Source organism: Paracidovorax wautersii (genome assembly GCF_031453675.1).
Classification (GTDB): Bacteria; Pseudomonadota; Gammaproteobacteria; order Burkholderiales; family Burkholderiaceae_C; genus Paracidovorax.
The window spans coordinates 2,570,166-2,597,068 of the sequence record NZ_JAVIZX010000001.1 but is presented as its reverse complement, the minus strand read 5'-3'; the positions used below and the strand labels follow the sequence as shown (position 1 = coordinate 2,597,068).

The 26,903-nt window shown below is 70.5% G+C and carries 18 protein-coding genes; 2 read left to right on the top strand and 16 right to left on the bottom strand.

Going from position 1 to position 26,903, the window contains the following annotated elements:
- Positions 1–138: 138 nt before the first annotated feature.
- From QE399_RS11695 to QE399_RS11635, 13 genes are all read right to left on the bottom strand, one after another.
- Positions 139–1,704 carry a methyl-accepting chemotaxis protein gene (locus tag QE399_RS11695; protein WP_309828944.1) on the bottom strand — a complete coding sequence of 522 codons (1,566 nt, stop codon included), beginning with the start codon at positions 1,702–1,704 and terminating at the stop codon, positions 139–141.
- 102 nt (positions 1,705–1,806) lie between these two features.
- Complete coding sequence (locus QE399_RS11690) at positions 1,807–2,982, bottom strand: Y-family DNA polymerase (protein ID WP_309832049.1); 1,176 nt, start codon at positions 2,980–2,982, stop codon at positions 1,807–1,809.
- 240 nt (positions 2,983–3,222) lie between these two features.
- On the bottom strand, positions 3,223–3,768 hold the full coding sequence (locus QE399_RS11685; RefSeq protein WP_309828943.1) for a group I truncated hemoglobin: 546 nt from the start codon (positions 3,766–3,768) through the stop codon (positions 3,223–3,225).
- A gap of 71 nt (positions 3,769–3,839) precedes the next feature.
- A complete protein-coding gene (locus QE399_RS11680; RefSeq protein WP_309828941.1) occupies positions 3,840–4,814 on the bottom strand; it encodes a DUF3034 family protein in 975 nt (324 codons plus the stop codon).
- A 217-nt stretch (positions 4,815–5,031) separates the two neighbouring features.
- Positions 5,032–5,964, bottom strand: coding sequence for a DMT family transporter (locus QE399_RS11675; protein ID WP_309828940.1), 933 nt, complete (start codon positions 5,962–5,964; stop codon positions 5,032–5,034).
- 483 nt (positions 5,965–6,447) lie between these two features.
- Entirely contained in the window at positions 6,448–7,608 is a 1,161-nt protein-coding gene (locus QE399_RS11670; protein ID WP_309828938.1) for an alpha-hydroxy acid oxidase, read from the bottom strand.
- A gap of 342 nt (positions 7,609–7,950) precedes the next feature.
- Positions 7,951–8,811 carry a DMT family transporter gene (locus QE399_RS11665; protein WP_309828937.1) on the bottom strand — a complete coding sequence of 287 codons (861 nt, stop codon included), beginning with the start codon at positions 8,809–8,811 and terminating at the stop codon, positions 7,951–7,953.
- Positions 8,812–8,911: 100 nt separating this feature from the next.
- Complete coding sequence (gene pbpC, locus QE399_RS11660; protein ID WP_309828935.1) at positions 8,912–11,287, bottom strand: penicillin-binding protein 1C; 2,376 nt, start codon at positions 11,285–11,287, stop codon at positions 8,912–8,914.
- Entirely contained in the window at positions 11,284–11,670 is a 387-nt protein-coding gene (locus QE399_RS11655) for a VOC family protein (RefSeq protein WP_309828933.1), read from the bottom strand. The genes pbpC and QE399_RS11655 overlap by 4 nt, the downstream gene beginning before the upstream one ends.
- Positions 11,671–11,700: 30 nt before the next feature.
- The gene (locus tag QE399_RS11650) at positions 11,701–12,576 is read right to left on the bottom strand and encodes a methylglyoxal synthase (RefSeq protein ID WP_309828931.1); all 876 of its coding nucleotides are present in this window, start codon (positions 12,574–12,576) and stop codon (positions 11,701–11,703) included.
- Between the two features lie 154 nt (positions 12,577–12,730).
- Complete coding sequence (locus tag QE399_RS11645) at positions 12,731–13,141, bottom strand: nuclear transport factor 2 family protein (RefSeq protein ID WP_309828929.1); 411 nt, start codon at positions 13,139–13,141, stop codon at positions 12,731–12,733.
- 266 nt (positions 13,142–13,407) lie between these two features.
- Positions 13,408–14,253 carry an outer envelope protein gene (locus QE399_RS11640; protein ID WP_309828927.1) on the bottom strand — a complete coding sequence of 282 codons (846 nt, stop codon included), beginning with the start codon at positions 14,251–14,253 and terminating at the stop codon, positions 13,408–13,410.
- 461 nt (positions 14,254–14,714) lie between these two features.
- The gene (locus QE399_RS11635; protein ID WP_309828925.1) at positions 14,715–20,708 is read right to left on the bottom strand and encodes an alpha-2-macroglobulin family protein; all 5,994 of its coding nucleotides are present in this window, start codon (positions 20,706–20,708) and stop codon (positions 14,715–14,717) included.
- Positions 20,709–20,923: 215 nt separating this feature from the next.
- On the opposite strand from QE399_RS11635, the gene QE399_RS11630 reads away from it, so the two are divergent.
- Positions 20,924–22,156, top strand: coding sequence for an OpgC domain-containing protein (locus QE399_RS11630; RefSeq protein ID WP_309828923.1), 1,233 nt, complete (start codon positions 20,924–20,926; stop codon positions 22,154–22,156).
- Here QE399_RS11630 and QE399_RS11625 read toward each other — a convergent pair.
- The 3 genes from QE399_RS11625 to argH all read right to left on the bottom strand — a co-directional run bounded on the left by QE399_RS11625 (position 22,140) and on the right by argH (position 25,778).
- Positions 22,140–23,003, bottom strand: a complete 864-nt coding sequence (locus tag QE399_RS11625; RefSeq protein WP_309828921.1) for an SGNH/GDSL hydrolase family protein — start codon at positions 23,001–23,003, stop codon at positions 22,140–22,142. The genes QE399_RS11630 and QE399_RS11625 overlap by 17 nt on opposite strands.
- 139 nt (positions 23,004–23,142) lie before the next feature.
- A complete protein-coding gene (locus QE399_RS11620; RefSeq protein WP_309828920.1) occupies positions 23,143–24,150 on the bottom strand; it encodes a Bug family tripartite tricarboxylate transporter substrate binding protein in 1,008 nt (335 codons plus the stop codon).
- A gap of 158 nt (positions 24,151–24,308) precedes the next feature.
- Entirely contained in the window at positions 24,309–25,778 is a 1,470-nt protein-coding gene (gene argH, locus QE399_RS11615; protein ID WP_309828918.1) for an argininosuccinate lyase, read from the bottom strand.
- Positions 25,779–25,828: 50 nt separating this feature from the next.
- Between argH and QE399_RS11610 the strand changes: the two genes are divergently transcribed.
- Complete coding sequence (locus QE399_RS11610; protein WP_309828916.1) at positions 25,829–26,896, top strand: sensor histidine kinase; 1,068 nt, start codon at positions 25,829–25,831, stop codon at positions 26,894–26,896.
- The last annotated feature ends 7 nt before the right edge of the window (positions 26,897–26,903 follow it).

Here is a 26,903-nt window from a genome sequence, read left to right as displayed (position 1 = left end):
GGCATTCGAACCTGAAATCCTTGTTTGACAAGAGCATCCAGCTCCTTATTCAGGAGCAAAACGTTTCCGGTCCGGGCATCGCCGTGGCCGTGATGGCGATGCCTTCCGCAGGGGCGGGACCCTGACCGGGGCCGCCACTCACGGCAGCGTGAACACCGCCAGCGTGCGTCCCAGCATGGTGGCGTTGCCGTTCACGCTGGATGCTGCCGCGGCCGACTCCTGCACCAGCGCGGCGTTCTGCTGGGTGACGCGGTCCAGGTCCACCACGGCGCCGTTCACCTGTGCGATGCCCTGCGACTGTTCGCGCGCCGCCTGGCCGATCTGCGCCATCAGCGTGTTCACGTAGGCCACCGAATCCACCACCTCTCCGATGGTCTGCCCGGCGGATTGCATCTGGCCGGCGCCGCGGGCGATGTGCCCGCCCGACTCGCCGATCAGCGTGCGGATCTCGCCGGCGGCCGTGGCGCTGCGCTGGGCCAGCGCCCGCACCTCGCCCGCCACCACGGCAAAGCCCCGCCCCTGCTCGCCGGCACGCGCGGCCTCGACGGCGGCGTTGAGCGCGAGGATGTTGGTCTGGAAGGCGATGCCCTCGATGGTGGCGATGATCTGCCCCATCTTGCGCGACGACTGCTCGATGGACTGCATCACCTGGCCCACCTCGGCCACGGCTTGGCCGCCGCGGCGCGCCAGGTCGGCGCTGTGCTCGCTCTGCTGCGAGACCTGCTGCACCGCGTCGGCCGCGTGGCGCACGGTGGTGGACAGCTCCTCCATCGACGCCGCCGTTTGCTGCAGACTGCTGGCCTGCGACTCGGTGCGCTCCGACAGGTTCTGCGCGCCCTGCGCCAGGGCGGCAGACAGGGCGCCGAAGCCGCCGATCTCCACGCGCGCGTCGCCCACCACGGCGCGCAGGTTGGTCTGGATCTGCTGCAGCCGTTCGGTCAGCAGGGCCATGGGATGGCGGCCTTGCGCACCGCCGCTGACGGCCGAGGCCAGGTTGCAACCCGCGATGTCGCGCGCCAGCAGGTTGGCGTCCGCCAGGCCGCGGGCGATGCCGCGGTGGCAGCGCCACACGATGCCCGCGGCCAGCGCCGTGCCCAGCAAGGCCTGGGCCGTCCATACGGCCCCGCCCTGCCAGCCCAGCGCGCCCGGCAACAGCAGCAGCGCCAGCAGCACGCCCAGGGCGGCGCCCAGGCGCTGGGTGATGCTGGTGCGGTGCAGCTTGCCCAGCAGATCGCGCCAGCCGGTGCGGCGCACGCGGCCCGCATGCAGGCGGAAGGTGGTGCGGCCGGCTTCGCGCTCGGCCCGGATGCGGGCATACAGCGCCTCGGCCGCCTGGATCTCCTCGCGCGAGGGCTTGGCGCGCACCGACATGTAGCTGCGCGGCTGGCCCTGTGCCACGATGGGCGTGACGCTGGCGCGTACCCAGTAGTGGTCGCCGTTCTTGCGCCGGTTCTTCACCAGGCCGGTCCAGCTGCGGCCGTGGCCCACGGTGGCCCACAGGTCGCGGTAGGCCTCGGGCGGCATGTCGGGGTGGCGCACGATGTTGTGCGGCTGGCCGATGAGCTCCTGCGCCGTATAGCCGCTCACGCGGATGAAGGCGGCATTGCAGTGCGTGATGCGGCCCTGGGCGTCCGTGGTGGACATGAGCAGCTCTTCGCCGGGATAGTCGTACTCGTGCGGGGTGACAGGCAGGTTGACGCGCATCGAACAGGGGGTGTTTCTGAATGTGATTTTCAGTATAGAAATTCACATTTCAGCGCTGTGTCCATCGGCATGGCGTTTGACGCACGTCAAACGCCGCAGTGGTCAAAACAAGACGGCGTTGGTCCCGATTCCGCCAGACGGCACGCCGCGGGGTTCCAGCGCCTGCGCGGCCTGGTCTTCGGGCAGCAGGCTGCCGACGCGCACGCCCAGCAGGCGCAGACGCCGGTCCAGCGGCACGCGCTTGAGGCACAGCCCCGCCGCGCGGCGGATCACGGCCGCATCCTGCGTGTACACGTCGATGGTCTGGTCGCGCGTGGCGATCTTGAAGTCGTCGAAGCGCAGCTTGATGCCGATGGTCTTGCCCATGTAGCCCTTGCGGCGCAGGTCCTCGGCCACCCGCACGCACAGGTCGGTGAAGATGCGGCCCAGCTCGGCGCGGTCGCGCACGGCGTGCAGGTCGCGGTCGAAGGTGGTCTCGCGGCTCATCGACACGGGCTCGCTTTCCGTCACCACCGGGCGGTCGTCCCGGCCCCAGGCGGCTTCGTGCAGCCACGCCCCGGTCGAGCGGCCGAAGTGCTGCACCAGCCTCTCGCGCGGCTCGGCCGCCAGCTGGCCGATGGTCTCGATGCCGAGGGCCTGCAGCTTGGCGTCCGCCTTGGGACCCACGCCGTTGATCTTGCGGCAGGCCAGCGGCCAGATCAGCGTCTGCAGATCGCCCTCGCGGACGATGGAGATGCCGTTGGGCTTGTTGAACTCGCTCGCCATCTTGGCGATGAGCTTGTTGGGCGCCACGCCCAGCGAGCACGTCAGGCCGGTGTCGTCGAAGATGCTTTTCTGGATGAGCCGCGCCAACACGCGGCCCCCCTCGCGCTGGCCGCCGGGCACGTCGGTGAAGTCGATGTAGACCTCGTCCACGCCGCGGTCTTCCATCACCGGCGCGATGGACAGGATGATCTCCTTGAAGCGGCGCGAGAAGCGCCGCACCTCGGCAAAGTCCACGGGCAGCAGGATGGCCTCGGGACACAGACGCGCGGCCTTCATCATGCCCATGGCCGAGCCCACGCCGAACTGCCGCGCCGGGTAGGTGGCCGTGGTGATGACGCCGCGGCCCACGTAGTCCTTCAGGCGCGGGAAGGCAGCCACCGGGATGTCGGCCAGCTGGCCGTATTCGGCCAGCAGCGCATCGTCCTGCGCCCGCCGGCCGCCGCCGATGACCACCGCCAGCCCCTTGAGCTGCGGGTAGCGCAAGAGCTCGACGGACGCATAGAACGCATCCATGTCCAGGTGCGCGATGCGGCGCGGCCGCGCAGGGGCACTGACGACGGTGGCCGCAGGGGAGTCAGGGGCAGCAGAAGAATCGGCAGGCGCAGTCACAGCCGCTATTGTGGCGCTGGCAACCAGGCGCGGCCGTGGCGCTGGGGAATGGCCCGCCTCCGCAACGGTTCAAGCCTTTTCGGCCTACAGAGCTGATGGATAAAGCGCTGACTGCTATTCAATCTGCAGCAATGACCGCGGCGTTCACCGGCGGGTGATCACGTCGCCGTGCATGGGTGCCAGCAGCGCCAGCAGACGGTTCTGCTGCGTGAAGGGCACGTTCTGCCCGTCCATGGCGAACTGCAGCAGTTCCACCAGCCGGTTGAAGTCGCCCTTGGTGATCACGAAGTCGGCGTGGGCGGCCTTCATGTTGTCGCCCTCGTACACGCAGGGGCCGCCGGCCAGCACGCAGATCTGCAAGGTGAGGCTGTCCTTGAGCGCCTGCGCCTTGGTGTCCTTGAAGATCGGGCCGATGCGGGCGTCCGCCATGGCGCGGTTGACCAGGTCGTCCATGATGCGGGCGATGCCCTCGCGCTCGCCCAGCGCCTGGTACAGGCCGGCGGGCGCCGGGCGCGTCATGCCGGCGTTGTCGGCGCCGTTGCCCAGCGGCGGCGGGGCCGTGGAGACAGGGGCCGACGCCGGCGCGGCGGTGACAGCGGCGGGCGCCGGCTGCGCCACGGCAAGGGCCGGCAAGGCCAAGGCCAACCCGGCGATCAGGCCCCGGCGGGCGGCGGACATCAGGGATCGCATGGCAAGGCTCCGAGAGGCAGGCAGCGCGGGCGACGAAGGCGGCAGGGGCGACACGGTCGGCATGTGCGGCCTCAGAACCCGGCTTGGGCGGAGAAGTAGTAGCCGGTCTGCCGGCGCGGCGCGACGCCGGGCACGATGCGGCCCAGGTCCACGTACGCCAGCGTGAGCGACAGGTTCTTGCTGGGCGCCCAGGCGATGAACACGTCCTTCCAGTCGTCCTCGCGCAGGGCATCGCCCAGGCCGGCGGCAGTGCCCAGCGCCTGCAGGTTGTTGGGCTTGAAGCGGTATTCGGCGCCGATGGCCAGGTCGCGCCGCAGCAGGTAGGCCACCGAGATCTCGGGCTGCAGGCTGTATCGGTCGCGCCCCGGGGTGGCCGCGCCGAAGCCGAGCAGCCCGTTCTGGTTGGCCTTGGTGTAGCGCAGCGTGCCGCTCAGCAGCAGGCCCTTGTCGAGCAGCAGCTTGGTGGCGCTCACGTAGAAGTCGGTGCCGGAGCGGTCCACGCCCAGGAAGTCCATCACGCCGCCCAGCGAGCCCGGGCGCAGGCGCTTGTGCTCGATGCCCACGGCGATCTGGGGCACGAGGCTCTGCGCCTCCAGGATGGCGTCGCCCAGCAGCTTGACCTTGACGCCCACGATGTCCATCTTGAGGTGCGGCTTGGGCTCGATGCCGAAGGGGGCGATGCCGTTGAGCGCCACGGCCGGGCCGGCGTCGAAGTCCTGCTGCGCCACGGAGATTTCCACCCGGTCGTGGACCGCGACGGCGGCGCCGTAGCTCTTGAGGGCGTAGTCCAGCGTGCCGACGCGGGTGGCAAAGGCGCTCACGCCCACCTCGCCCTCGGTGGCCTGGGTGCCGATCACGGCCCAGGGCGTGATGCCGCCGCCGGCCGAACCGCTGACGGTGCTGACGCCACCGGTCAGCAGGAGCTTGCCGGTCTCGGCGCGGGCGGTGGACCAGAGGCCGGCGCCCAGCAGAAGAAGTAACGCCGCAGCGGCATACCGCGGCAGCGCCCGCAGAACGGGCTGGTGGGAACGGGTGCGAGGGGCCATCGCTTGTCTCGTCAAATGTGTCATCGTGTTACTTACCTCCACGTGGCAGCAGCCCCGTAGGATGACAGATTGCACACAGAAAACGTGGCTCGTTACATCTTCGGCACGTAGCGATTCAGAGGGAAAATGGCCGTCGGCGCTTGCTGGATGAGCGCTTCAAGCTATCAATCCAGGAGTTGCTGATGCTCGCCCGGTAAAGGGGCGCCGCGCTGTCCGCTCACCACTGCAGGCAGATGCCCACCAGCCCCGCCACCACCAGCAGCAGGCCCGCCTTCTCCACGCGCGACAGCCGTTCGCGGAACAGCTGACGCGACACCAGGTAGCTGAACACCACCTCGATGAGCCCCAGCGTGCGCACATCGGCCGCCGGGCGCAGGGCATACGCGGTGAACCAGGCGATGGACGCGATGCCGCCCATGGTGCCCGCCACCACCGAGAGCTTCCACGCCCGGCCGATGGCCTGCACCACGCCCGGCTGGCGGGCCAGCAGCCAGCCGCCCAGCAGCACCGACTGCAGCAGCTGCGCCCACAGCACGCCCCAGCCGGCCGACACCCAGGGCTGCACGCCTTCGCCCAGGGCCAGCGACGCGCCGCGGAACCCCACGCTCGCCAGCGCAAAGCACGCGCCCGAAGCCAGGCCGTAGGCCACCATGCGCCCCTGGCCGCCCTGCCCGGCCACCACCACGCGCCCGCTGCGCGGCAGCGACAGCAGCACCACGCCGAGGGTGGCGGCCGCCATGGCCAGCATCGCCACGGTGCCGGGCAGCTCATGCAGCAGCACGGTGGAGAACAGCGCCACCTGCAGCACCTCGGTCTTGGAGTACGCCACGGCGAGGATGAAGTTGCGCTCCTTCATCGCCAGCAGCAGGAACGCCGTGGCGCCCACCTGCGTGAGCGCGCCCATCGCCAGCCACGCGGCATAGGTGCCGGTGAACACGGGCACCAGGCCGGGCCGGTCGCCCAGCACGCAGGTGCCCAGCACCCAGGCCGCCGCCACCGGCAGCCCGTACAGAAAGCGCACCAGCGTGGCGGCAAGCGTGCCCAGCTCGGCCGTCAGCGTGCGCTGCGCGGCATTGCGCACGGTTTGAGCCAGGGCGGCCCACAGGGTGATGGGAATCCAGATCCAGGCGAAGACGGCAGCAGAAAACATGCGCTGGTTATAAGAACGTGTTTACGATCTCCCAGGGGCCGCGCAGCGGCGTTTGCGGGAGGGGATGCAAGGCGCGGTGCGCAGTGGATAGCTCGGCTATCCACAAGCGCCGCAACGCCGCAGACCGCCCGCAAACGCCACTGCCCGAAGGGTTGGAGCGAAATCGGGCGATTAGAGGCCCCGGCTGCGTGCATGGGCACGAGCCCATGCGGCGCACCCGAAGCCTCCACTCATCCCGATTGCGCTCCAACGCGACGCCTGCGAGATCGTAAACACGTTCTAAAGCCGCCGGCACGCCGCGCCGGGCGGCAGCGGTATGGCATCGCCCGCCGATCGGCAGGGCTTGCATGCGCAGCCGCGATGGCGGCGGGGCTTGGGCGTGGGCTGGGGGGCTCCGTCGGCGCGACAAGGCCCGCCGCGCACTGCGCTATTATATTTACAGCAAGAAGCGCTTGCCTATCAAGCGCTACAGCCCAATTTGATTCAAACCGGGTAGGTTCCCGGAATCAGAATGCCCCGGTCCACGTTCTGGATGTTGGTGTGGCCGCAGAACGCCATGGTCACGTCCAGCTCCTTGTGGATCAGCTGCAGCGCGCGGGTGACGCCGGCCTCGCCGTAGGCACCCAGCCCGTAGGCCATGGCGCGGCCGATCATGGTGCCGCGCGCGCCCAGTGCCCAGGCCTTGAGCACGTCCTGCCCGGAGCGGATGCCGCCGTCCATCCACACCTCGATGTGCGAACCCACCGCATCGACGATGGCGGGCAGCGCGTGGATGGACGACGGCGCGCCGTCCAGCTGGCGCCCGCCGTGGTTGCTGACCACGATGGCGTCGGCGCCCGCGGCCACGGCCAGCTGCGCGTCCTCGGCATCCATGATGCCCTTCAGGATCAGCTTGCCGCCCCACTGCTCCTTCACCCAGCGCACATCGGCCCACGACAGGCGCGGGTCGAACTGCTCGTTGGTCCACGCAGCCAGCGAGCGCATATCGCTCACGCCCTTCACGTGGCCCACCAGGTTGCGGAAAGTGCGCCGCTGCGTGCCGGCCATGCCTAGGCACCACTGCGGCTTGGTCATCAGGTTCAGGATGTTCTTGAGCGTGGGCCGCGGCGGCGCCGTGAGACCGTTCTTGATGTCCTTGTGGCGCTGGCCGATCACCTGCAGGTCGAGCGTGAGCACCAGCGCGCTGCACTTCGCGTCCTTGGCGCGCTGGATCATGCGGGCCATGGCGTCGCGGTCGCGCATCATGTACAGCTGGAACCAGAACGGCGCCGTGGTGTGCTCGGCGATGTCCTCGATGGAGCAGATGCTCATGGTGGACAGCGTGAACGGAATGCCGAACTTCTCGGCCGCGCGCGCGGCATGGATCTCGCCGTCGGCATGCTGCATGCCCGTCAGGCCCACGGGCGCGATGGACACCGGCATGGAGACGGCCTGCCCCACCATGGTGGACGCGGTGGTGCGGCCCTCCATGTTCACGGCCACGCGCTGGCGCAGCTTGATGCGGTGAAAGTCTTCGGAGTTGGCGCGGTAGGTGCCTTCGGTCCACGAGCCCGAGTCGGCGTAGTCGTAGAACATGCGCGGCACGCGCCGCTCGGCGATCACGCGCAGGTCTTCGATGGTGGTGATTTTGGACAGATCGGGCACGGGCGGTCTCTCTGGTGGCGGTGTCTTGCAGGTAATCGCGCATCGTAGTCGCCACCGCCTCGCACCTGCGTGAAGGCTTTTGCGGGGGTGTTGAAAATTTTGCAGCACCGCCAAGGACTCCCCGTAGCGCACCCAGGCCCTTGCCATGCGCGGGTTCGCCACCAGCGGCAGCCGCGGAACCGGCTCCGCCGGGCCGCTGGCTGCGTCCCCCCTTCCCGCGCGATAGCGCGAGAGAAGGGGCTGAAGGCCGCGGCTCCGAGCCTGCCTGCGCAGGCTTGGACGTGCCTGAAGGGCTGCCGCCTCTGGCGGCTGCACGGAGGCGCGGAGCGCCACAGGGGGTTGTCACCGGCTCCGTGCCAGCGCCACGCCCGCGATCGCCACCACGAATCCCACCAGCTGCACGGCCGACAGCGTCTCGTCGAAGATCAGCCAGGCCTGCAGCGCCGACAGGGGCGGCACGGCCAGCAGCAGCGCCGTGGTGCGCGTGGCCTCGCCGTGGCGCATCAGCCAGATCAGCAGCGTGGCCCCGCCGATGGACAGCACCAGCACGGCGAACGCCAGGTAGCCCCACAGCAGCGGCGTGTTGTCCCAGTGCGGCTGGCCGAAGACCAGCGCCATGGCGGCCAGCACCAGCACCGCGCCCACGTTCTGCACCGCGCTGGCACTGCGCAGGTCGCCCGTGGCCAGCGGCGACTTCTGCACCATGGAGCCCACCGTGAGCGCCAGAATGCTGCCCGCCGCCACCAGCACCACGGGCAGCGACAGCGCGCCGGCATCGGTGGCCTGCAGGCGCGGCAGCAGCACCAGCGCCACCCCGCCGAAGCCCAGCGCCAGGCCAGCCCACGTCCGCCCGGACAGGCGCTTTTGCAGCACCGCCACCGCGATCAGCGCGGTGAACAGCGGCTGCAGCGCACCGATGAGCGACATGATGCCGGCCGGCAGCCCCTGCGCCATGGCCCACCAGCTCGGGCCCAGGTACAGGCCGCTCATCAGCGCGCCGGCCAGCAAGTGCCAGCCGATGCGGCGCGCCCCGCGCGGCCAGGCCACGCGCGCCCACAGCGCCGCGGCCGTGAACGCCGAGGCCACGCATACGAAGCGGGCCGCCAGGAACCAGAACGGATCGGCGTGCGCGGCCACGCCGCGGCCCACAAGGAAGCCGGTGGACCAGATCAGGACGAACAGCAGGGGAGCGGCGGTGGACACGGACGACCTTCAGAGGCGGCAAGGCTGGGCAGTGTAGGCCGCGCGCGCCGATCGCGCCGGGTCGCCTGGCCGCAGCGGCGGCGCCCTGCCCGCCGCGCGCTCAGCGCTGCGCCGTGGCCGGGCCGGCGGCGGGGGCAGCAGCCGCTGCCGCGCCGCGCACGCCCGCGCCCCGCACCTCGATCTGCACCTGGTCCAGCACCTGGCCGCGGGCATCGACCAGCTCCACCCGGTGGCGGCCCGGCCACGGCAGCCAAGCCCAGCGCGGGCCCTGGGCGACGACCTTGCCGTCCATGCGCCAGCGCACGGCGCCGCGCGGTGCGCCCGAGGCCACGAATTGCAGCCGCTGGCGGGCAGGCGGAATGTCCGGGTCCAGCGCGACGATGGTGCCGGGCGCCGGGCTCAGGATGCGCGCCGCAGCGGTGGCATCTGCCATGATTTCAGAGCCTTTTTGGCTTGCAGCGCCCGTTCTGCCTGCGCCATCAGCTCCACTATCGATAGCAAACAGCGTTTGCTGCGTGCCGGGCAAAAACCAATCCTGCCGGGCGCTCTCGATCCAGCCGTCCTGCCCGCCGTGCGGACCGAAGCGCACCGCCGTCTGCACCAACCCCTGCGGCGGCCGGGGCGCGCGGCTGGGCGTGCTGCGGTGCAGCCAGCCCATCACTTCGGCCCAGATGGGCGCGGCGCCGCTGGTGCCGCTCACGTCGTGCATGGCCGCGCCGCTGGCGTTGCCCACCCACACGCCCACGGTGTAGCGCTGCGACCAGCCCACGGCCCAGTTGTCGCGCATGTCCTTGCTGGTGCCGGTCTTCACGGCGGACCAGAAGCGCGTGGCGAGCACGCTGTCGGTGCCGAAGGTGCGCGCACGCGCATTCCCGTCGGAGAGGATGTCGCCCACGATGAAGGCCGCGCCCGCGTCCAGCACGCGCCGGCCGCCCGCCGGCGCCGGCGCCTGGCCCGCCGCAGCGCCGGCCGCCGCGGGCACCCTGCGGGGCACCGGCACTGCGGCCCGCAGCGGGGCCACCGGCGCCGCCACGCCGCCGTTGGCCAGCGCGCGGTAGGCGTTGGTGAGCTGCAGCAGCGGCACTTCGGCGCTGCCCAGCGCCAGGCTGAAGCCGTAGTACCCGCCGGATTCGCGCAGCGGCATCCCGAGCGCGCGCAGCTGATCGAAGAACGCGTCGGGCGTGACCATCACCAGCGTGCGCACGGCCGGCACGTTGAGCGAGGCCGCCAGCGCCGTGCGCGCGGACACCCAGCCCTTGAACTGCCGGTCGTAGTTCTGCGGGATGTACAGGCCGCTGGCCGTGGGAATGTGGGCGGGCGAATCCTCGATGAGCGAGGCGGCCGTGAGCCGCTTCTCGGCGAACGCCTGGCCGTACAGGAAGGGTTTGAGCGTGGAGCCCGGCTGGCGCAGCGCCAGCACGCCGTCCACCTCCCCCGCCTGGCTGAGGGCGCCGGACGAGCCCACCCAGGCCAGCACCTCTCCCGTGGCGTTGTCCAGCACCACGATGGCGCCATCCTCCACGTTGCGCCCGCGCAGCTCGCGCAGGTGCTGCGTGAGCGACTGCACGGCCACGCGCTGCAGCGGCGCGCTCAAGGTGGAGCGCAGGCCGGCGGGCGCGGCGGGCTGCCCGGCCGGCAGCTCCCGCAGCAGCTGGCGCGCGAAGTGCGGGGCGATGCCGTCCGTCGCGTCGAAGGCGCGGCGCTGCAGGGCCGCGGTGGTGAACAGGTCCAGCGCGTCGCAGTCCGCAGGGGCGCCACCGCCCGGCTGCATCGCACGCAGCACCCCGCAGGCGCGCTGGGCCACCAGCGCGGCGCGGGCATTGGGCGCGCGCACCAGGGCCGCGGCCACGGCGGCCTCGCGCTCGTCCAGGCCGTGGGCGGCCTTGCCGAACAGCGTGCGCGACAGCGCGTCGATGCCGACGATCTCGCCGCGGAAGGGCACCAGGTTGAGGTAGGCCTCCAGGATCTGGTCCTTGCGCCAGCGCCGGTCCAGCACCTGCGCCGCCACCGTCTGGCCGATCTTCTGCGTCACGCTGCGCCCGCCGGGGCCCTGCCGCCAGTCGCCGTCGAGCAGGCCGGCCAGCTGCATGGTGAGCGTGCTGGCGCCGCGCGTACGCTGATTCCACAGGTTGCCCCAGGCGGCGGCGGAGGCGGCCCGCCAGTCCACGCCGCTGTGCTCGTAGAAGCGCTTGTCCTCGCTCAACACCAGCGCCGTGCGCAGCGCGGGCGACACGTCGGCCAGCGGCACCCACTGCCCGCGCCGCACGGTGGCGTCGGTGCGCAGGCGCTGCACCACCTCGCCCTCGCGCGAGAGGACCTGTGTGTCGGACGGGCGGAAATCGCGGCGCACCTCGTCATACGACGGCAGGGCCTGCGCCGCCGGGACCAGGGCCGTCCAGGCAACCGCCACGGCCGCGGCGCGCGCCAGCCAGGCCCACGCCCGGGGCCGTTGCGAACCTTCCGGAGCAACCGTCATGCGGGGTCGTGGCACACGGCTTCGATGTTGTGGCCGTCCGGGTCGAGCACGAAGGCGCCGTAGTAGTGCGGGTGGTAATGCGGACGCAGGCCGGGCGCGCCGTTGTCACGCCCGCCGGCCGCCAGCGCGGCGGCATGGAAGGCATCGACCTGCGCACGGGATGGTGCACGGAAGGCCACATGCACCCGCGTCTGCATGGCCGGGCCGTCGCTGATCCAGAAGTCGGGCTTGGGGGCCACGCCGAAACCTGCGTGCGCATGGGCGCCGCTCTGCTCGGCCGTCACCTCCATGAGCAGCGTACAGCCCAGGGGCGCCAGCGCCTGCGCATAGAAGGCGCGGCTGCGCTGGAAGTCGGAAGCGGCGATGCCGATGTGGTCGATCATGAAGCACTCCAATCGAAAAACAGGGCCGTATCAGCGCGCCTGGCGCAGGCGCGCGGCCTCGCACCAGCGTTCGGCCACGCGCGGGGAGGTGGTGCAGACGGCGTCGTGCGAGCGGGTGGTGACGGCCCGCTCCAGCAGCTGGATGTCGGCCTCGTGCTGGCGAGCGACGTGGGGGTCCTCGAAGAAGATGGCACGCTGGCAGCGGCGCGCCAGCACCAGGTCGGCGATCTGCGCGTCGCCGCCCAGCGGGCCGCTCTGGTAGCGGTCCACCCAGGGCGTGCCGGCGGGCCAGCCCTTGCTCCAGGCCAGTTCGTTGAGGCGCTGGCCCGTGGTGCCAGTGGCCACGCGGCGGCGGAAGCGGCTGAGCACGTCGAAGTGGCGGTCGGCAAAGGCCACCATGGCCTCCTTGAGCGCGTCGTGCGCGATCAGGGCCAGCGTCTGCTCGGCGTGGTCGTGCAGGTCGTCGGCCTGGCGGTCCGCAGGCAGGCCGGCATGGATGCGCTCCATCTCGATCCAATCGCGCGCGCTGGCCACGGTGGAAAGGAAGGGCTTGCCGTGGATCACGCACTGGCGCTTGAGCGCCAGCGCCTCGGGGAAGATGGAGGACGGATCCACCGGGTCGGTGAGGTAGATGGCGCCGTCCAGCGTGCGCCCTTCCTCGTGCGGCATGCCGACCACCTCGGCCACCAGCTTCATCAGACCGCCTTCGCGGCCATACGGGTAGCGCACCAGCGAACGGTAGCCCCGCAGCATGCCCGCGGCGACGATGGCATCGTGCGTGCGCCCCACGGCGTGCAGGCCGAGCTGCAGCTCGCGGATGCCGGGCTCACAGGCGCGCAGCAGCGCGAACAGGGCGGAATCTTGCGAGCGGTGGTGCAAACGATTGGCGGCAAGGCCCATCAGCATGGCGTGTGGCTTCCTGGCGAAAGGACAAAGAGGGCGAGAACGGTGCGGCCGCAGAGGGCACGGCGCGCGGACAGCCGCAAGCATAGTCCGGGATCGGCCCGGTGCCGGTTGCCGCAGGTCAGCCGGCCACCGGTTGCCGGGCCGTGGCCCGGGGTCAGTGACCGGCCGCCGCCGGGGTGCCCTGGTGGTAGCGCAGCTGCCAGCCTGCCGCCGAGCGCACCCACAGCGACGAGCGCCAGGTGTGCACGGGCGGCGCGCCAAGGCCCTCGCGGTGTTCTGTGCTGCGGTAGGTGAGCAGCGCCACGTCCGGCCCCAGGCGGCTGACCGCAAAGCCGTGCGACTGCACCGGGGGCACCGCGGGCCGATGCGCCAGGTAGCGCAGCACCGTGGCGCGGTCATACGGCAGGCCGGACCGGCCCACCTCGTGGAATTCAGGGTGCAGCAACTGCTCCAGCCGCTGCGCGGTACAGGCTGCGCCCGGATGGTGCAACTCGATCTCCAGCGCGCGCAGCGTGGCCTGCAGGGCGCCGAGATCGTCCGGCAACTCGGGTGACTGCGCGCTCAACGCACGGCCCCCGTGGTCAGGCAGGCGGCAGACGCGTCGCGTCCGCTGCGTGCGGACACCACCTGAAGAAAGAAGGTGCTGGGGAATGGCATGGCGCTGCCATCATAGGCCGGCGCCAGCGCAGCCCCGCTGCCGCGCGCAGCAAAGAAAAAAGGAGAAAGGCCGGCCGCGTGCGCCACGGGTGTGGCGGACACGCTGGCCGGCCTGCAGGCCCTTCGCCCGGCGGGCCGCAGCGGGTGTCGCCCGGGGGATGCGAGCGTGGGGCGTCAGAAGTGGTATTCGGCGCGGATCATGGGCGTGCTGGCCTTCGATCCGTTGACGTTCTTGGGGTTGCCGAACTTGTTGCGCCAGTACTGGTAGCCCACGCCGACCCGCAGCGTCTTGGGCTCGGCCTTGACGAGGGGGCTCACGTCGTACATCAACATGCCGTCGAAGTTGAACTCGGCCGAGGTATTGCCCCCGAACTCGTTCTTGCCCTTGGCGGCGATCCAGTTCAGGTAGCCCTCGAAGGCCAGGCCGGTGCTGCCCACGGGCATGCCCCAGGCCAGGTTGAGCATGGGGTGCGCCTTGTAGCTGTAGCGGTCACGACCAGCGGGCAGCGTGGCCGGGCGGTTGCTCTCGCGCAGCACCAGCACGCTGGCGTTCAGGAAGCCGGGCACATCGAACATCACCGTCGGGCCGAACACCAGCATGCGCTTGCGGGACTGGTAGACGTCGCCGGTCTTGGTGTTCCAGTCGAAGCCTGCAGTGAAGCCGAAGCTGCGGGCCGGGCCGATGCCCAGGTCCTGGCCGGAGACCTTGCTGAAATCGAGCGTGTTGCGGTAGACGACGTAGGCCTCGTGCGAATTCGTGTTCTTGGAATCCGCCATCAGGAAGTCGACGTTGAAGAAGTTCGTGCCGTACTTGTAGCCGCTGGCGTGGCCGATGTTGACGATGTTCTTGGCGATGCCGTCGCCCACGAAGGGCTCGGCGAAGTCGGTGCCGTAGCGGTAGCCGATGTGGGTGTCGCTCCAGGTGGCCGCGCCGGCCAGGGAGGCGCCGGCCAGAGCGGCGGTGGCGATGACGCCCTGGGCCAGCCGGACGGCGGGGGAAGTCGATGTTGTCTTGGTCATAGGGAACTCCTCTCTAGCGTGGTTTGTTGGGATGCGGGCGGCTCGCGGCCCTGCATTCGCATCCGTCGTGGGCGCACCCTCGGGCGGGACCTGCGCGGCGTGCATGGGCAGCGGCCGGCAGACGCTCCCTCACACGCGCCTGGACGAATCCGCCGGCCCGAAGGCCCGCGGGATCAGAGAGGCGTTTCAGACAACCAGACCCCCGGCCGCCGAATGCATCCACTCCGCGACTACCTAAGCAGGGGCCGTGCCAGTTTGTATACAGTCTCTGGGTGCACTTTGCGGGCCCGTCGGCACCGGATTGGTGCCGCACCCCGGCGGATGCCGTGCGGCACGGGGCCATCGGGCGCGGAGGGGGCCGGCCGCGCCGACCGGCGCCTGCCGCCACCGCCTCGCACGCGGTCACGGCGGCCACGGCGGCGACGGACGGCGTGCCCCGTTCGCTGCGCGCGCGCCGGTGCTCAGCGCGTGGCGGCCGGGGCCACCTTCACACGGGCATTGGGCGACTCGCCGAACATCTCGGGCGCGTACAGCGCCTCGACCCGCGTGGGCGGCAGGGCGAAGTCGCCCACATTGTTCAGGCGCACCGTGTACTCGGTCTTGAGGCTGCCCTTGGGCAGGTACTCGTAGTAGCCCCGGTAGGCCTCGAAGCTGCGCTCCTCGTACGCCAGCCAGCCGCTGCCGGACTTGCGCTCGCCCTGCGTGGCGATCTCGGAGTCGCGGCCCAGGCCGCTGCCCAGGATGGTCGCGCCGCCCGGGATCGGGTCGGTGATAGCCACCCAGGTCATGTCGGCGCTGGCGTTCACCTCCAGCGTCACGCGCAGCACGTCGCCGCGCGTGTACTGGCCGGCCACGGCCTGCTCAACCGGCGTGACCGTCTTCTTGATGGCGTAGCCCGCAGCGAACGGCGCCTTCAGCTGGATGGCGGCCACCGACTGCAGCGTGAGCCACGGCTTGCCCGGGCCCTGGTGCGTCACGGCCAGGTTCTCCTTGCCGCCTGCGGCGCTCCAGGGCAGGAACATGCCGTTGTTCTTCAGGTTGCCCGGAGCCGCCGGCGCGCCGAACCAGGTGGTCTGGTGTGCGGCGCCGGTGGCATCCGTCGTCTTCACGCGCTCCACCTTGGCCCAGTCCACGCTGGCGCTGTTGCCGCCCATGGCCGCGCGGGTGGTGCCGGCGACGGGCGTGGCCTCGAACCTGGCGCTGAACTTCTCCAGCGCCAGCCCGCCCCACAGGTTGGCCGTGGTGGTGTGCCACGCCCCGCCCTGCTGGCGGCTGATGAAGCCGTTGGCCAGGCGGCCCATGTCGTCCTTCCAGGCCGGGTCGTCCATCACGGCCAGCATCAGGCGTGCGGTGTTCACGTCGCCGCTCTGCATCAGCCACCACCAGTAGTCGTCCTGCTCGGTGCTGAAGATCAGCTTGGTGCCCTGGTAGCTCAGGCGGGCCTTGAGCACCTGCTGCGCCTCGGCCAGGCGCTGCTCGCGCTGGGGCACGTCCTGCACCCGCTTCAGGATGTTGAGCCAGTCGATCACCGTGTGCGTGGGCCACTGGTTGGGCGCGATGGTGATGCTGCCCAGCATGCGGCCCGTGGCCTTGCCATAGCGCGACAGTGCCTCGATGGCCGCCAGCTTGCGCATGTCCAGATCCTTGCGCGGGCTCCAGAAGTCGCGCTGGATGCGGCCTTCGACGAAGGCGATCAGGCCGCGCTCCATAGGCGCGCGGGCCTCGTCGGGCAGGGCGAACTCGGGGTGCAGGCCGGACGCCTCGTGCGTGGCCGCCAGCAGGTACGCGGTGAGCGTGTCGCTGCCGCGGTTGCTGCTGCCCGCCTGCGGCGGGAAGTAGCTCGCCAGGCCGTCGCTGTCCAGGTAGGTGGGCAGCTGGCCCACCACCGTCTGCCACAGCTTGCCGTCGCGCAGGCCCACGGCCTTGCTGGTCTTCTGCTCCAGGCAGGCGAAGGGGTAGTTGGCGAACCAGTCGCGCACGCCCGGCAGGCCTTCGGCCAGCTTGGGCTGCAGCGACATCTTGAGGCCGCCACGGCCCGGCAGCGCATCGGCCGGTGGGTTCACGTCCAGGTTGAAGCTGCCGTCCACCTGCACCAGCGTGGCCTGCTGCACCGTGAGCGGTACGGCTGGGATGATGCGCTGGCTGGCCTTGAGCGCGTCGCGGGCGCCGCCGACGGTGTCGCGCGCCTCGATCTCCCACAGGATGGCCTCGGCACGCGTCTGCGCCAGCTGGGCGGGCGCGGTGACGTTCCATGCCACCTCGCGCGACTCGCCTGCGGGAATGTCCACCGTCTGCTTGTCCAGGTTCAGCAGCGTGGCGCGCGGCGCCACCTCCACTTTCATGGCCGCCTTGGTGGTGTTGCGCAGCGTGAGCTGGGCGCGGAACTGGTCGTCCTCGCGCACCAGCGGGGGCAGGCCGCTGATGATCTGCAGGTCCTGCGTGGCGCGGATGCTGGTACTGCCCGTGCCGAACAGGCCCGTGGACGCGTCTGCCACGGCCACGATCTTGAAGGTGGTGAGCGCATCGTTCAGAGGCACCGTCACCCTGGCCTGGCCGTTGGCGTCAAGCTGGATGGCGGGCTGCCACAGCAGCAGCGTGTCCAGCAGCTCGCGCGTCTGCGCGCGGCCGCCGCCGCCGCCGGCGGGCACGGCCTTCTTGCCGTAGTGGCGCCGGCCGATGATTTCCATCTGCGCGGTGGAGGTCTCCACACCCCAGGCGCGGCGCTGCAGCATGGCATCCAGCAGGTTCCAGCTGGTGTTGGGCATCAGCTCCAGCAGGGCCTGGTCCACCGCGGCCAGCGCCACCTCGGCATTCGCCGCGGGCTTGCCGTCAGGCAGCGTGGCGGTGATGGTCACCTGCGCCTTGCCGCGCACGGGGTAGCTTTCCTTGTCGGCCGCCACCTTCACGTCGATCTGGTGCGCCTTGGTGCCCACCTTCAGTTCCGCCAGGCCCAGGCGGTAGGCGGGCTTGGACAGGTCCACCATGGCCGTGGGCGCAACGTACTCCTTGCCTTCGTACCAGAAGGCGCTCCACCATTCGCGCGGCGCCTTGAAGCCCCAGGTGAAGAAGCTGTACCACGGGACCTCGCGCAGGCGGCCGCGCAGGGCCAGCACGCTCACGTAGACGTTGGGGCCCCAGCCTTCCTCGATCTTCACGTTGACCGTCGGGTCCTGCCCGTTGAGCTGCACCACGCGCGTGTCGATGATGCCCTCGCGTTCGATGGACACCAGCGCCGTGGCCTGGCGGAACGGCATGCGCACCTGGAGCTTGGCGGTCTCGCCGGGCTGGTAGCTCTTCTTCTCGGGCAGCAGGTCGATGCGGTCGTGGTCCTCGCCGCCGAACCACAGCTCGCCCTGGCGCGTGACCCAGACGGACGACGCCGCGCGGGCCTCGTTGCCGTCCTTGTCGCGCGCGGTTACCACCAGCTCCACCTCGCCCGCTTCGTCGAGCTTGGTCTCGCACAGCAGCAGGCCGCGGCTGTCGCTCTTGCCCGTGCACACCGTGCCCAGGTCCTTGGTCTCGGTCTTGTTGTCGTAGCTGTAGAAGCCGCCCACCATGCGCTTGCGGCTGGTGGTGGTGATGCGGGCGATGGCCTGCACGGACAAGGGCACGTCGGCCTGGATCTTGCCATCCAGCCCCAGCGCCAGCGCCTGGAAACGGATCTTCTGCGCGGCCGACACCCAGCCTTCGGTCTTGATGCCGGCCACCACGGCCGCGGGCCACAGCGGCTGCGTGCTGCGCAGCGTCTGCACTTCGCCGCTCGGGTCGGCGTAGGTGGCTTCCAGCACCAGCTCCTGCGGCTGGGCGGACTGCGGCACGTTGTCGATGGCGACCTTGCCGGCGCCGTTTTTGTCGAGCGTGAGGGGCAGCTTGTCGGCGATCACGCGGGCGTCGTCGCTGGCGGTGGCCTCCTCGTCGTCGCTGCTGCTGCTACTGCCGGCGTTGCCGTTGGGGTCGCGCTTGCGCGGCGGGCTGAAGCTGAACGCGTCGAAGTCGGCGTACTGCAGCGACTTGCCGCGCACCAGGGCCGACACGCGTACCGGCAGATTGGCCGCGCCGCCGCCCGACACGTAGTTGATCTGCACATCGGTGGGCACCGAGCGCACGCGCACCAGCGGCTTCTTCTCCGCCGGGGCCACGCGGCCCTCCAGCACGGGCAGGCGGAACTCCTCCACCCGGAACTGGCCGGAGCTGAAGCTGCGCTCGCGCCCGCCCGCGCCACGCAGCTCGACGTCGTACACGCCCAGCTTGGCGGCCGGCGGCACGGCAAAGGTGTTCTCGGCGCTCGGGCCGCCCGTGGCGGTCTTGCGCCAGGTGACGGGCTGCGTGAACTGCTGGCCGCTGCCCACGTGGGTGATGACCAGCGTGGCCGGCTCGCTGTCCGGCAGGCCGAAGCCCTGGCGGTTCTGGCTGCGCAGCACGTGCTTCATGGACACCGTCTCGCCGGCGCGCAGCAGCGTGCGGTCGAAGATGGTGTGGGCGATCTCGTCGGGCCTGGGGTCGCTGCTGGTGGGCACGTTGAAGCGCCACGGCTCGATGCCCCGCTGCCAGTCGCTCCAGGTGAAGGCCATGTCCTGCACGCCGTCCGCGCCGGCCACGCGGGCGCTGACGAAGTAGGCCTGCATCCAGTCGTTGCCGCGGCACGAGGGCGCCTGCGGCGACAGCCCCTCGAAGGTGGCCACGCCCTGGGCGTTGGTGGTGGCGGTGGCCAGTTCGCGGCCATCGCAGCCGGACACGCGCACCTGCGCGTTCGGCACCACCTGGCCCTTGTCGAGCGTCGTCACCCAGGCCACGGCGTTCTCGCGCCCGAGCTTGAAGTGCACGCCCAGGTTGGTCACCAGCGCGGTGGTGCGCACGTACATGGTGCGGCCGGCGCCGTGACGTTCGTCCAGCAGGGACTGCCCCAGCATCGGCGAAGCGATCTCGACCACGTGGAAGCCCGCCGGCAGCGGAATGCCGACCACCTCGAACGGACGCGGGTCACCGTTGGCGGGCTTGGGGATGTCGAGCGTCTTGACGCCGCCCTGCCCGGAGAGCAGTGACAGCATGCGGGTCTGCACGTAGTTCTTGTCGGAGTCCTCCAGCACGGCGGGCAATGCGCCTTTCACGTCGCGGCGTGCTTCGGAGCGCTGGATCTGGTAGCTGTCATAGCGGCGCACCTTGCGGAACCACGCAATGATGTCCGCGTCGCTCTTGGGCTGCAGCGTGGCCACCTTGGACGCATCCAGGGTCTGGCCCGGCTGCAGGCCCTGCACGCGCAGGTCGGCCTCCACGTTGCGCAGGGTCACGGGCAGCAGCGCCGGGCCCTGCGGACCTTCGGCGAAGCGCTCGACGATGCCGAAGGGCGAGGCAGCGAACTTGGCCAGGGGCGGCATGGCGCCCGTGCCCACCTTGAGCGGGAAGCTGTCGGCATTGCGCAGCGTGCGGCCCGAGGCGTCCTTGAAGTCGCGCGGCAGCTGCAGCGTGAAGGCCGTCTGCGCCGTGAAGGGCGGTTTGAACTCCACCCCGGTGACCACCGTGTCGCCGTCGCCCTCGCCGTCCACCTGGGGCTTGAGCGTTTCCTTGTCGGATTGCAGGCGGATGCCCTCGGCCAGCTTGCGCGGCACGGGCGCGTTGAACGACAGGCGCAGCGGCCGGATGGGCAGGCACGCGGCCTGGGCGTTCTCGCGCTCGCAGGTGAACTCTGCCGAGAAGGGCTGGCGCACCTTGTAGCTGAAGCGGCGCTCCACCGCATTGGCTACGCCGCTGGGCGTGGCGACGCCCTTGCCGAACACCAGTTGCATCTGCGAGCCCGATGTCAGCCGGCGGTTGCAGGCCAGCGTGGCGTAGCGCTGCGGCTGCTTCTCGGCCGCCGGCTTCAGGCCCTGGGACTGCAGCAGCTCCTGGCGCTGCGTTCCCTCGATCAGGCGCACGGGGATGCGCTCGCCCACACCGTCGGCCGCGCACCAGACGTTCTCCTGCACGCTGGCCGTGGTGGCCGCGCCGTTGAACTGCAGCACGAAGAACTGCTCTTCGTCGATCTCCTGGTAGGTGCCTGGCCGCACGCTTTGCACGAACGGACCACCGCTATTGAATGCATAGCTGGTTGCGCCCGTCAATGCTGCGCCAGAGGCCGATTTGAAGCCTGCTTTGACCGTGGCCGTGCAGCGCACGCCGGGCGGCATGTCGCTCTGGAAGTCGTAGACCCATTCGCGCTCGCTGGTCCACCGGCCCGTGCCCTTGCCGGCTTCGGTGTCGCCGCAGTTCACGGTGAAGGGGGCCGGTGCCTTGGGGTCTCCGAAATTGACGGCTGCGCTGTCGAACTTGGCCACGGCCTGGCGGATGCGGGCCACCTCGCCCTGCGGGGAGAAGCTGACCACCGTGAGCGCCTGGGCAGACAGCGCGGTGGCGGCGAGGCCCCAGGCCAGCAGGGCGCCGCGCAAAAGCCGAACCTTGTTGTTGTGTTCTTGTTTCATGTGTTTGCAAGCGAAAGAGCGACGTCCCGGCGGCGGTCCCTCCACAGACACCCGCACCGGGAGGCGCCCACGGGTGGGGCGCCGCGCCGAAGCCCGAAAGCGTAGCCCATCGCACCCCCGTGGGCTACCGGACGAGGGACGCAGTTGTAAACCGCCTACACGCGCGGGCCTGCCTGCGGCCGGACAATTCGCGCACACCCACATCGCGAGCGCCCATGCCCCCCACCTCCAATGCCCGCCGATGGGAGATCGACGCCGTTCGGGGCCTGATGCTGGTCCTGATGACCGTCACCCATCTGCCGACGCGGCTCACGCAGCCGCTGGGGCAACCGTTCGGGTTCGTATCGGCGGCCGAGGGCTTCGTGCTGCTGTCGGCGTACATGGCCGGCCTGGTCTACGGCCGCCAGGCGTGGCGCAAGAGCGTCGCCCACATGCGGCAATCCTTCCTGCGGCGCGCGGTGAAGATCTACGCCTGCCAGGCCGCCACATTGCTGTTCCTGTTCACCGTGATCGCCTTCATCGGCCTCAAGGTGGACCAGCCCGCCGTGAAGGGGCTGATGAACTTCTACCTCGCCCAGCCGCTGCAGGCGCTCGTCGGCGGACTGCTGCTGGTGTACGAGCCGCCGCTGCTGGACATCCTGCCGCTGTACGTCCTCTTCATGCTGGCCAGCCCCTGGATCATGACGTTCGCGCTGCGGCGCGGCTGGGCGCCGGTGATGGCGGTCAGCATCGGGCTGTGGTTCCTGGCGCAGTTCGGGTTTTCGGAATGGTTCTACAGCCATTTCATCCAGGCCATACCGCTGTCGGTGCCGTTTTCGGAGACGGGCTCCTTCAACATGTGGGCCTGGCAGTTCCTGTGGATGATGGGCCTGTGGATGGGCGCCAGCCGCAATGACCCGGAAGCCCCTGCGTTTGAGTTCCCGCGCTGGGCGCTGTGGACCGCGGGCGTGGTGGCCCTGATCGGCTTCGTGTGGCGCCATGTGATCGGGCAGACCCCGTTCCCGCCCGCGTGGGGCCTGAACCCGCTCTTCGACAAGTGGCTGCTGGGCCCGCTGCGCCTGATCGACCTGTTCGCGCTCACCATCCTGGCGATCCGCTTCGGCCCCGCGCTGGCCGCGCGGCTGCCGCGCATGCGCTGGCTGGAAACCCTGGGCGCCGCCTCGCTGGCGGTGTTCTGTGCGCACCTGGTGGTGGTGCTGCTGGTGCTGGGGCTGCTGGGCGACGCGCCCCGTCCCTGGCTGCACGACATCGCCCTGCTGGCGACCTGTTTTGCCACGCTCTATGTGGTGGCGCGCATCACGCTGTGGGTGGACAAGCCGCCGGACGACGGCGCACCGTCGCAACCCGCCACGACGCAGGCCGGCGCTGGTGGGGCACCGTGCACCGTGCCCGCAACGGCCGGACCACTGCGGCAGGCCGTGGCCCCTGCGCTCAGCGCTCCACGCTGACGCGCACGATGCCGCCCGCCGCAGCCGGCACGGCGACCGCTGCGGCGGCAGGGCCGGTGGCCGACGCCGGCGCAGCCTCACGGGCCTGCATCACGCCGTCACGCCCCACATAGGCCGAGATGACGGAGCGCCACAGGTCGTATCCCGCATCGTTCATGTGCAGCCGGTCGGGCCCGAACAGGTCGGTGCGCACCGATCCGTCGGCCGCCATCATGGGCGTGAAGATGTCGATGTAGTCGCTGTTGGGCAGGGTGCGCACGTAACTGGCCAGCAAGGCGTTGGCTTCCCGCGCGCGGGGCAGCAGGCTGGCGCGCAGCGGGCTGGGTTTGATCGAGATGTAGCTGATGCGCGTCTGTGGCAGCGCGGTGCGCACGGCCGTCACGAACGACTGGAAGCTTTCCAGCACCTGGGCCGGCGTGCGGCCCTCGGCCAGGTCGTTGTCGCCAGCGTAGACCATCACGTGGCGGGGCCGGTACTGCACCACCAGGCTTTTCACGAAGTAGTTGCAGTCGGCCATGGTGGAGCCGCCGAAGCCGCGGTTGATGACCACAGGCAGCTGGCGGAAGTCTTCGCGCAGGTCGGACCACAGGCGGATCGTGGAGCTGCCGACGAAAAGCACACCGTCGGTCTGGGGATGGCGCTCCCGGTCGGCCGCGGCGAAGGCGTCCATGCTCGACTGCCACCGGGCATAGGCGGCGGGCAGGGCCACCGTGGCGGCGGGACTGGCATCCACCGCCGCGGCGCTGCTCCCGGCCACCGGCGCAGCCGTGGCCGCCACGCTGGCGCAGGCCAGCAGCAGGGGAAACAGGGAAAGGCGCAGGGGGCGATGGGCCTGGGGAGAAGGCATGGAAAGCAGCTCCGCGAAGAAGTTGAACCGGCTCTGAGCGATTGTCCGCCGCAACATTCCCTGGCGCACACAATTTTTACAAATTAACCAGCCGGCGTTACATATCGGCCGGAACTCCACCCGGGCGACGCCAGCCCCGTCACTGCGGCTGGAAACCGCTGGCGCGGATGATGCGCGCCCAGGTCGTCGTGTAGGCGCGTTCGCGCTGGGCCAGCTGCGCCGGGGCCATGTAGCCGACGGTCAGGCCCATGGCGGCCAGGCGTTGCTGCATGGCCGGCACGGCCACCACCTGCGCCAGCGCGGCGGAAAAGGTGTCGATGAACCCGCGCGGCGTGCCGGCCGGGGCGTAGAAGCCGTAGTACGGCGTGTCCTCGAAACCTTGAAGCCCCAGCTCCGCGAAGGTGGGCACCTGGGGCAGCGCTGCCTGGCGCTGGCCGCCCAGCACCGCCAGCACCCGCAGCTTGCCCGCCCGGTGCTGTTCGATGAAATCCTGCACCGAGGCCACGCCGGCCGGGATCTGCTGGCCCAGCAGGTCGCCGATCAGCGGGGCGCTGCCGCGGTAGGGGGCGGCCACCAGGTCCAGCCGGTAGCGCTCGCCCAGCAGGCGCACCAGGAACTCCGGCGTGGAGGCCGGCGCCGGAATGCCGACGGCGCTTTGGCCGCCGCCGGCCTTGCGCACCCAGTCCAGGTATTCGGCGAAGGTGTTCGCCGGGGTGCCGCCGGCCACCGCGAAGCAGTTGACGAAGGTGGCGAAGCCGCCTGCGGGGACGAAGTCGCGCTCCGGGTCGAAGCCCGCGTGCCGCACCACCTGCGGCAGGATGGAGATGGTGTGGTCGTGCGTGAGGAATACCGTGCTGCCGTCCGCCGGCGCGGCCTTGAGCGCCTGGGCCGCGATCTGCCCGCCGGCGCCCGGGCGGTTGTCCACCACCACGGGCACGCCCAGCCGGTCCTTGAGCTTGTCGGCCAGCGCGCGGGCGATGGCATCGGTGCCGCCGCCGGGCGGAAAGCCCACCAGGATGCGCAGCGGCCGGCCGGTTTCGGCCCGGGTGGGGAGCCCCGGCAGGGCCGTGGCCGCCGCCGCGGCCAGGCCGCCAGCAAGCACCCGGCGGCGGTTCCAGAGGCGGGGATCGGTGCGATGCAAGGACATGGCGCGGGCCTCAGGGAACGGAAACGAAATCGTCACTACGGAAAAGATAGCTGGTTGCGCTTATTCAGCAAGGAATTCAGATTCAAAAGCATCTGAACTGCCCATACATCAAGCGCAAACAGCTATCAAAGAAAGAGCGTCATACCACCCAGTCGGGATCAGCCCAGACGTGCCCGGTGCCGCGCCAGCTGCACCCGCACCTGGGCCGGCGCCGTGCCGCCCAGGGTGTTGCGGGCGTTGAGCGAGCCGCGCAGGCTCAGCACTTCGTACACGTCTTTCTCGATCTGGGGATGGAAGCCCTGCAGCACGGTCAGGGGCAGCTCCGACAGGTCGCAGGCGTGCGACTGGGCGGCCTTGACGGCGTGCGCGACGGTCTCGTGCGCATCGCGGAAGGGCAGGCCCTTCTTGACCAGGTAGTCGGCCAGATCGGTCGCCGTGGCATAGCCCTTGAGTGCGGCCTGTTCCATGGCCTGCGGGTTGACGGTGATGCCGCCCTCCTTCTTGCCCGTGGCCGCATTCGGCTGGCCGCCGACCATTTCAGCAAAGATGCGCAGCGTGTCCTTGAGCGTATCGACGGTGTCGAACAGCGGCTCCTTGTCTTCCTGGTTGTCCTTGTTGTAGGCCAGGGGCTGGCCCTTCATCAGCGTGATCAGGCCCATCAGGTGGCCGACCACGCGGCCGGTCTTGCCGCGCGCCAGTTCGGGCACGTCGGGGTTCTTCTTCTGCGGCATGATCGACGAGCCGGTGGTGAAGCGGTCCGCGATCTTGATGAAGCCGAAGTTCTGGCTCATCCAGATGATGAGTTCTTCGGACAGGCGGCTCACGTGCACCATGCACAGGCTGGCGGCGGCGGTGAATTCGATGGCGAAGTCGCGGTCGCTCACGGCGTCCAGGCTGTTCTGGCAGACGCCGTCCATCCCCAGCGTGCGGGCCACGCGCTCGCGGTCCAGCGGGTAGGTGGTGCCGGCCAGCGCGGCGGCGCCCAGCGGCAGCACGTTGACGCGGCGGCGCACGTCCTGCATGCGCTCGGCATCGCGGGCGAACATCTCCACATAGGCCAGCATGTGGTGCGCAAAGCTCACCGGCTGCGCCACCTGCAGGTGGGTGAAGCCAGGCAGGATCACCTCCACGTTCTGCTCGGCCACATCCACCAGCGACACCTGCAGCTCCTTCAGCAGATCGGCAATCAGGTCGATCTCGCCGCGCAGCCACAGGCGCACGTCGGTGGCCACCTGGTCGTTGCGGCTGCGGCCGGTGTGCAGGCGCTTGCCGGCATCGCCCACCAGCTGGGTCAGGCGGGCCTCGATGTTCAGGTGCACATCTTCCAGGTCGAGCTTCCACTCGAAGCCGCCGGATTCGATCTCTGCGGTGATCTGCGCCATGCCGCGCTGGATGGCCGCGTGGTCATCGCCGCTGATGACGCCCTGGGCGGCCAGCATCTCGGCATGCGCCAGGCTGCCGGCAATGTCGGCCTGCCACAGGCGCTTGTCGAAGAAAACGCTCGACGTGTAGCGCTTGACCAGGTCGCTCATGGGCTCGGAGAACAGGGCCGACCAGGCCTGGGCCTTGGTGGCCAGTTGGTCTTGGGAGGGCTGCGACGCTGGGCTGGATGCGGGGCTTAAGGACATGGAGGGCAATAATCCGGTGGTTCAGACACCCGGAACGCCCGGATGCCGCAATGCAAGAAACGCAAATTTTATCGACCCGGCCCCAGCCCCTGCCGCCGCCTGCTCCGCCAGCGGCCCTGCAGGGCCGCGCGCTCGTGTTCGACGCGTGCCATGTGGGCGTCATTCTGCGCGCCGTGCTCTTCGTGGAGGCCGTGCTCGGCGTGGGCGCCATGTTCGGCGCGGCCACGCCGCTGCAGTGGCTGGCGCTGGTGTCGCTGCTCACCGGCGGCGCCCTGCCCGCCACGCTGGCCTGGCTGCTGACGGCCTGCAGCCTGAAGAAGGTGCTGCAGCGCCTGCCGGTCGCCCAGCAGTACGCCGCGGGGGTGCTGCTGGGCGCGCTGTCCGGCGCGTATGCCTGCGGCATCCTGGCGCTGGTGGGCGTGGCTACGCCGCCGCCGTGGCTGGCCAGCATGGCCAGTGGCGCGCTGCTGTCGGCCGCGCTGGTGGCGGGCCTGGTGCTGCGCGCCCGCGGGCGCACGCCGGCCGCCACCACGGCGCGGCTGACCGAGCTGCAGTCGCGCATCCGCCCGCACTTCCTGTTCAACACGCTCAACAGCGCCATCGCCCTGGTGCGCGCCGAGCCCGCCAAGGCCGAGGCCCTGCTGGAAGACCTGAGCGACCTGTTCCGCCACGCGCTGGTCGAACAGGGCGAGTCGGCCACGCTGGGCGAGGAGATCCTGCTGGCGCGCCGCTACCTTGACATCGAGCAGGTGCGCTTTGAAGAGCGGCTACGTGTGCAGTGGGTGCTGGATGCGCGTGCGGACGGCGCCCGGCTGCCGCCGCTGCTGCTGCAGCCGCTGGTGGAGAACGCCGTCAAGCACGGCGTGGAGCCCAGCGCCCGCGGCGGCAAGCTGCGCATCAGCACCGAACTGCGCGGCAGCCGGGTGGTGGTGCAGATCACCAACACCGTCCCGCCCGCCCCGGCCGACGGCGCCCCCGCACCGCGCGGCCATGGCATCGCCCTGGACAACGTACGGGCCCGCCTGCGACTGCTGCACGATGTGGAGGGCGACTTCTCCGCCGGCCTGCACGACGGCCTGTACCAGGTGCGCATCGCCCTGCCCGCCCCGCCCCGCTGACCGACCC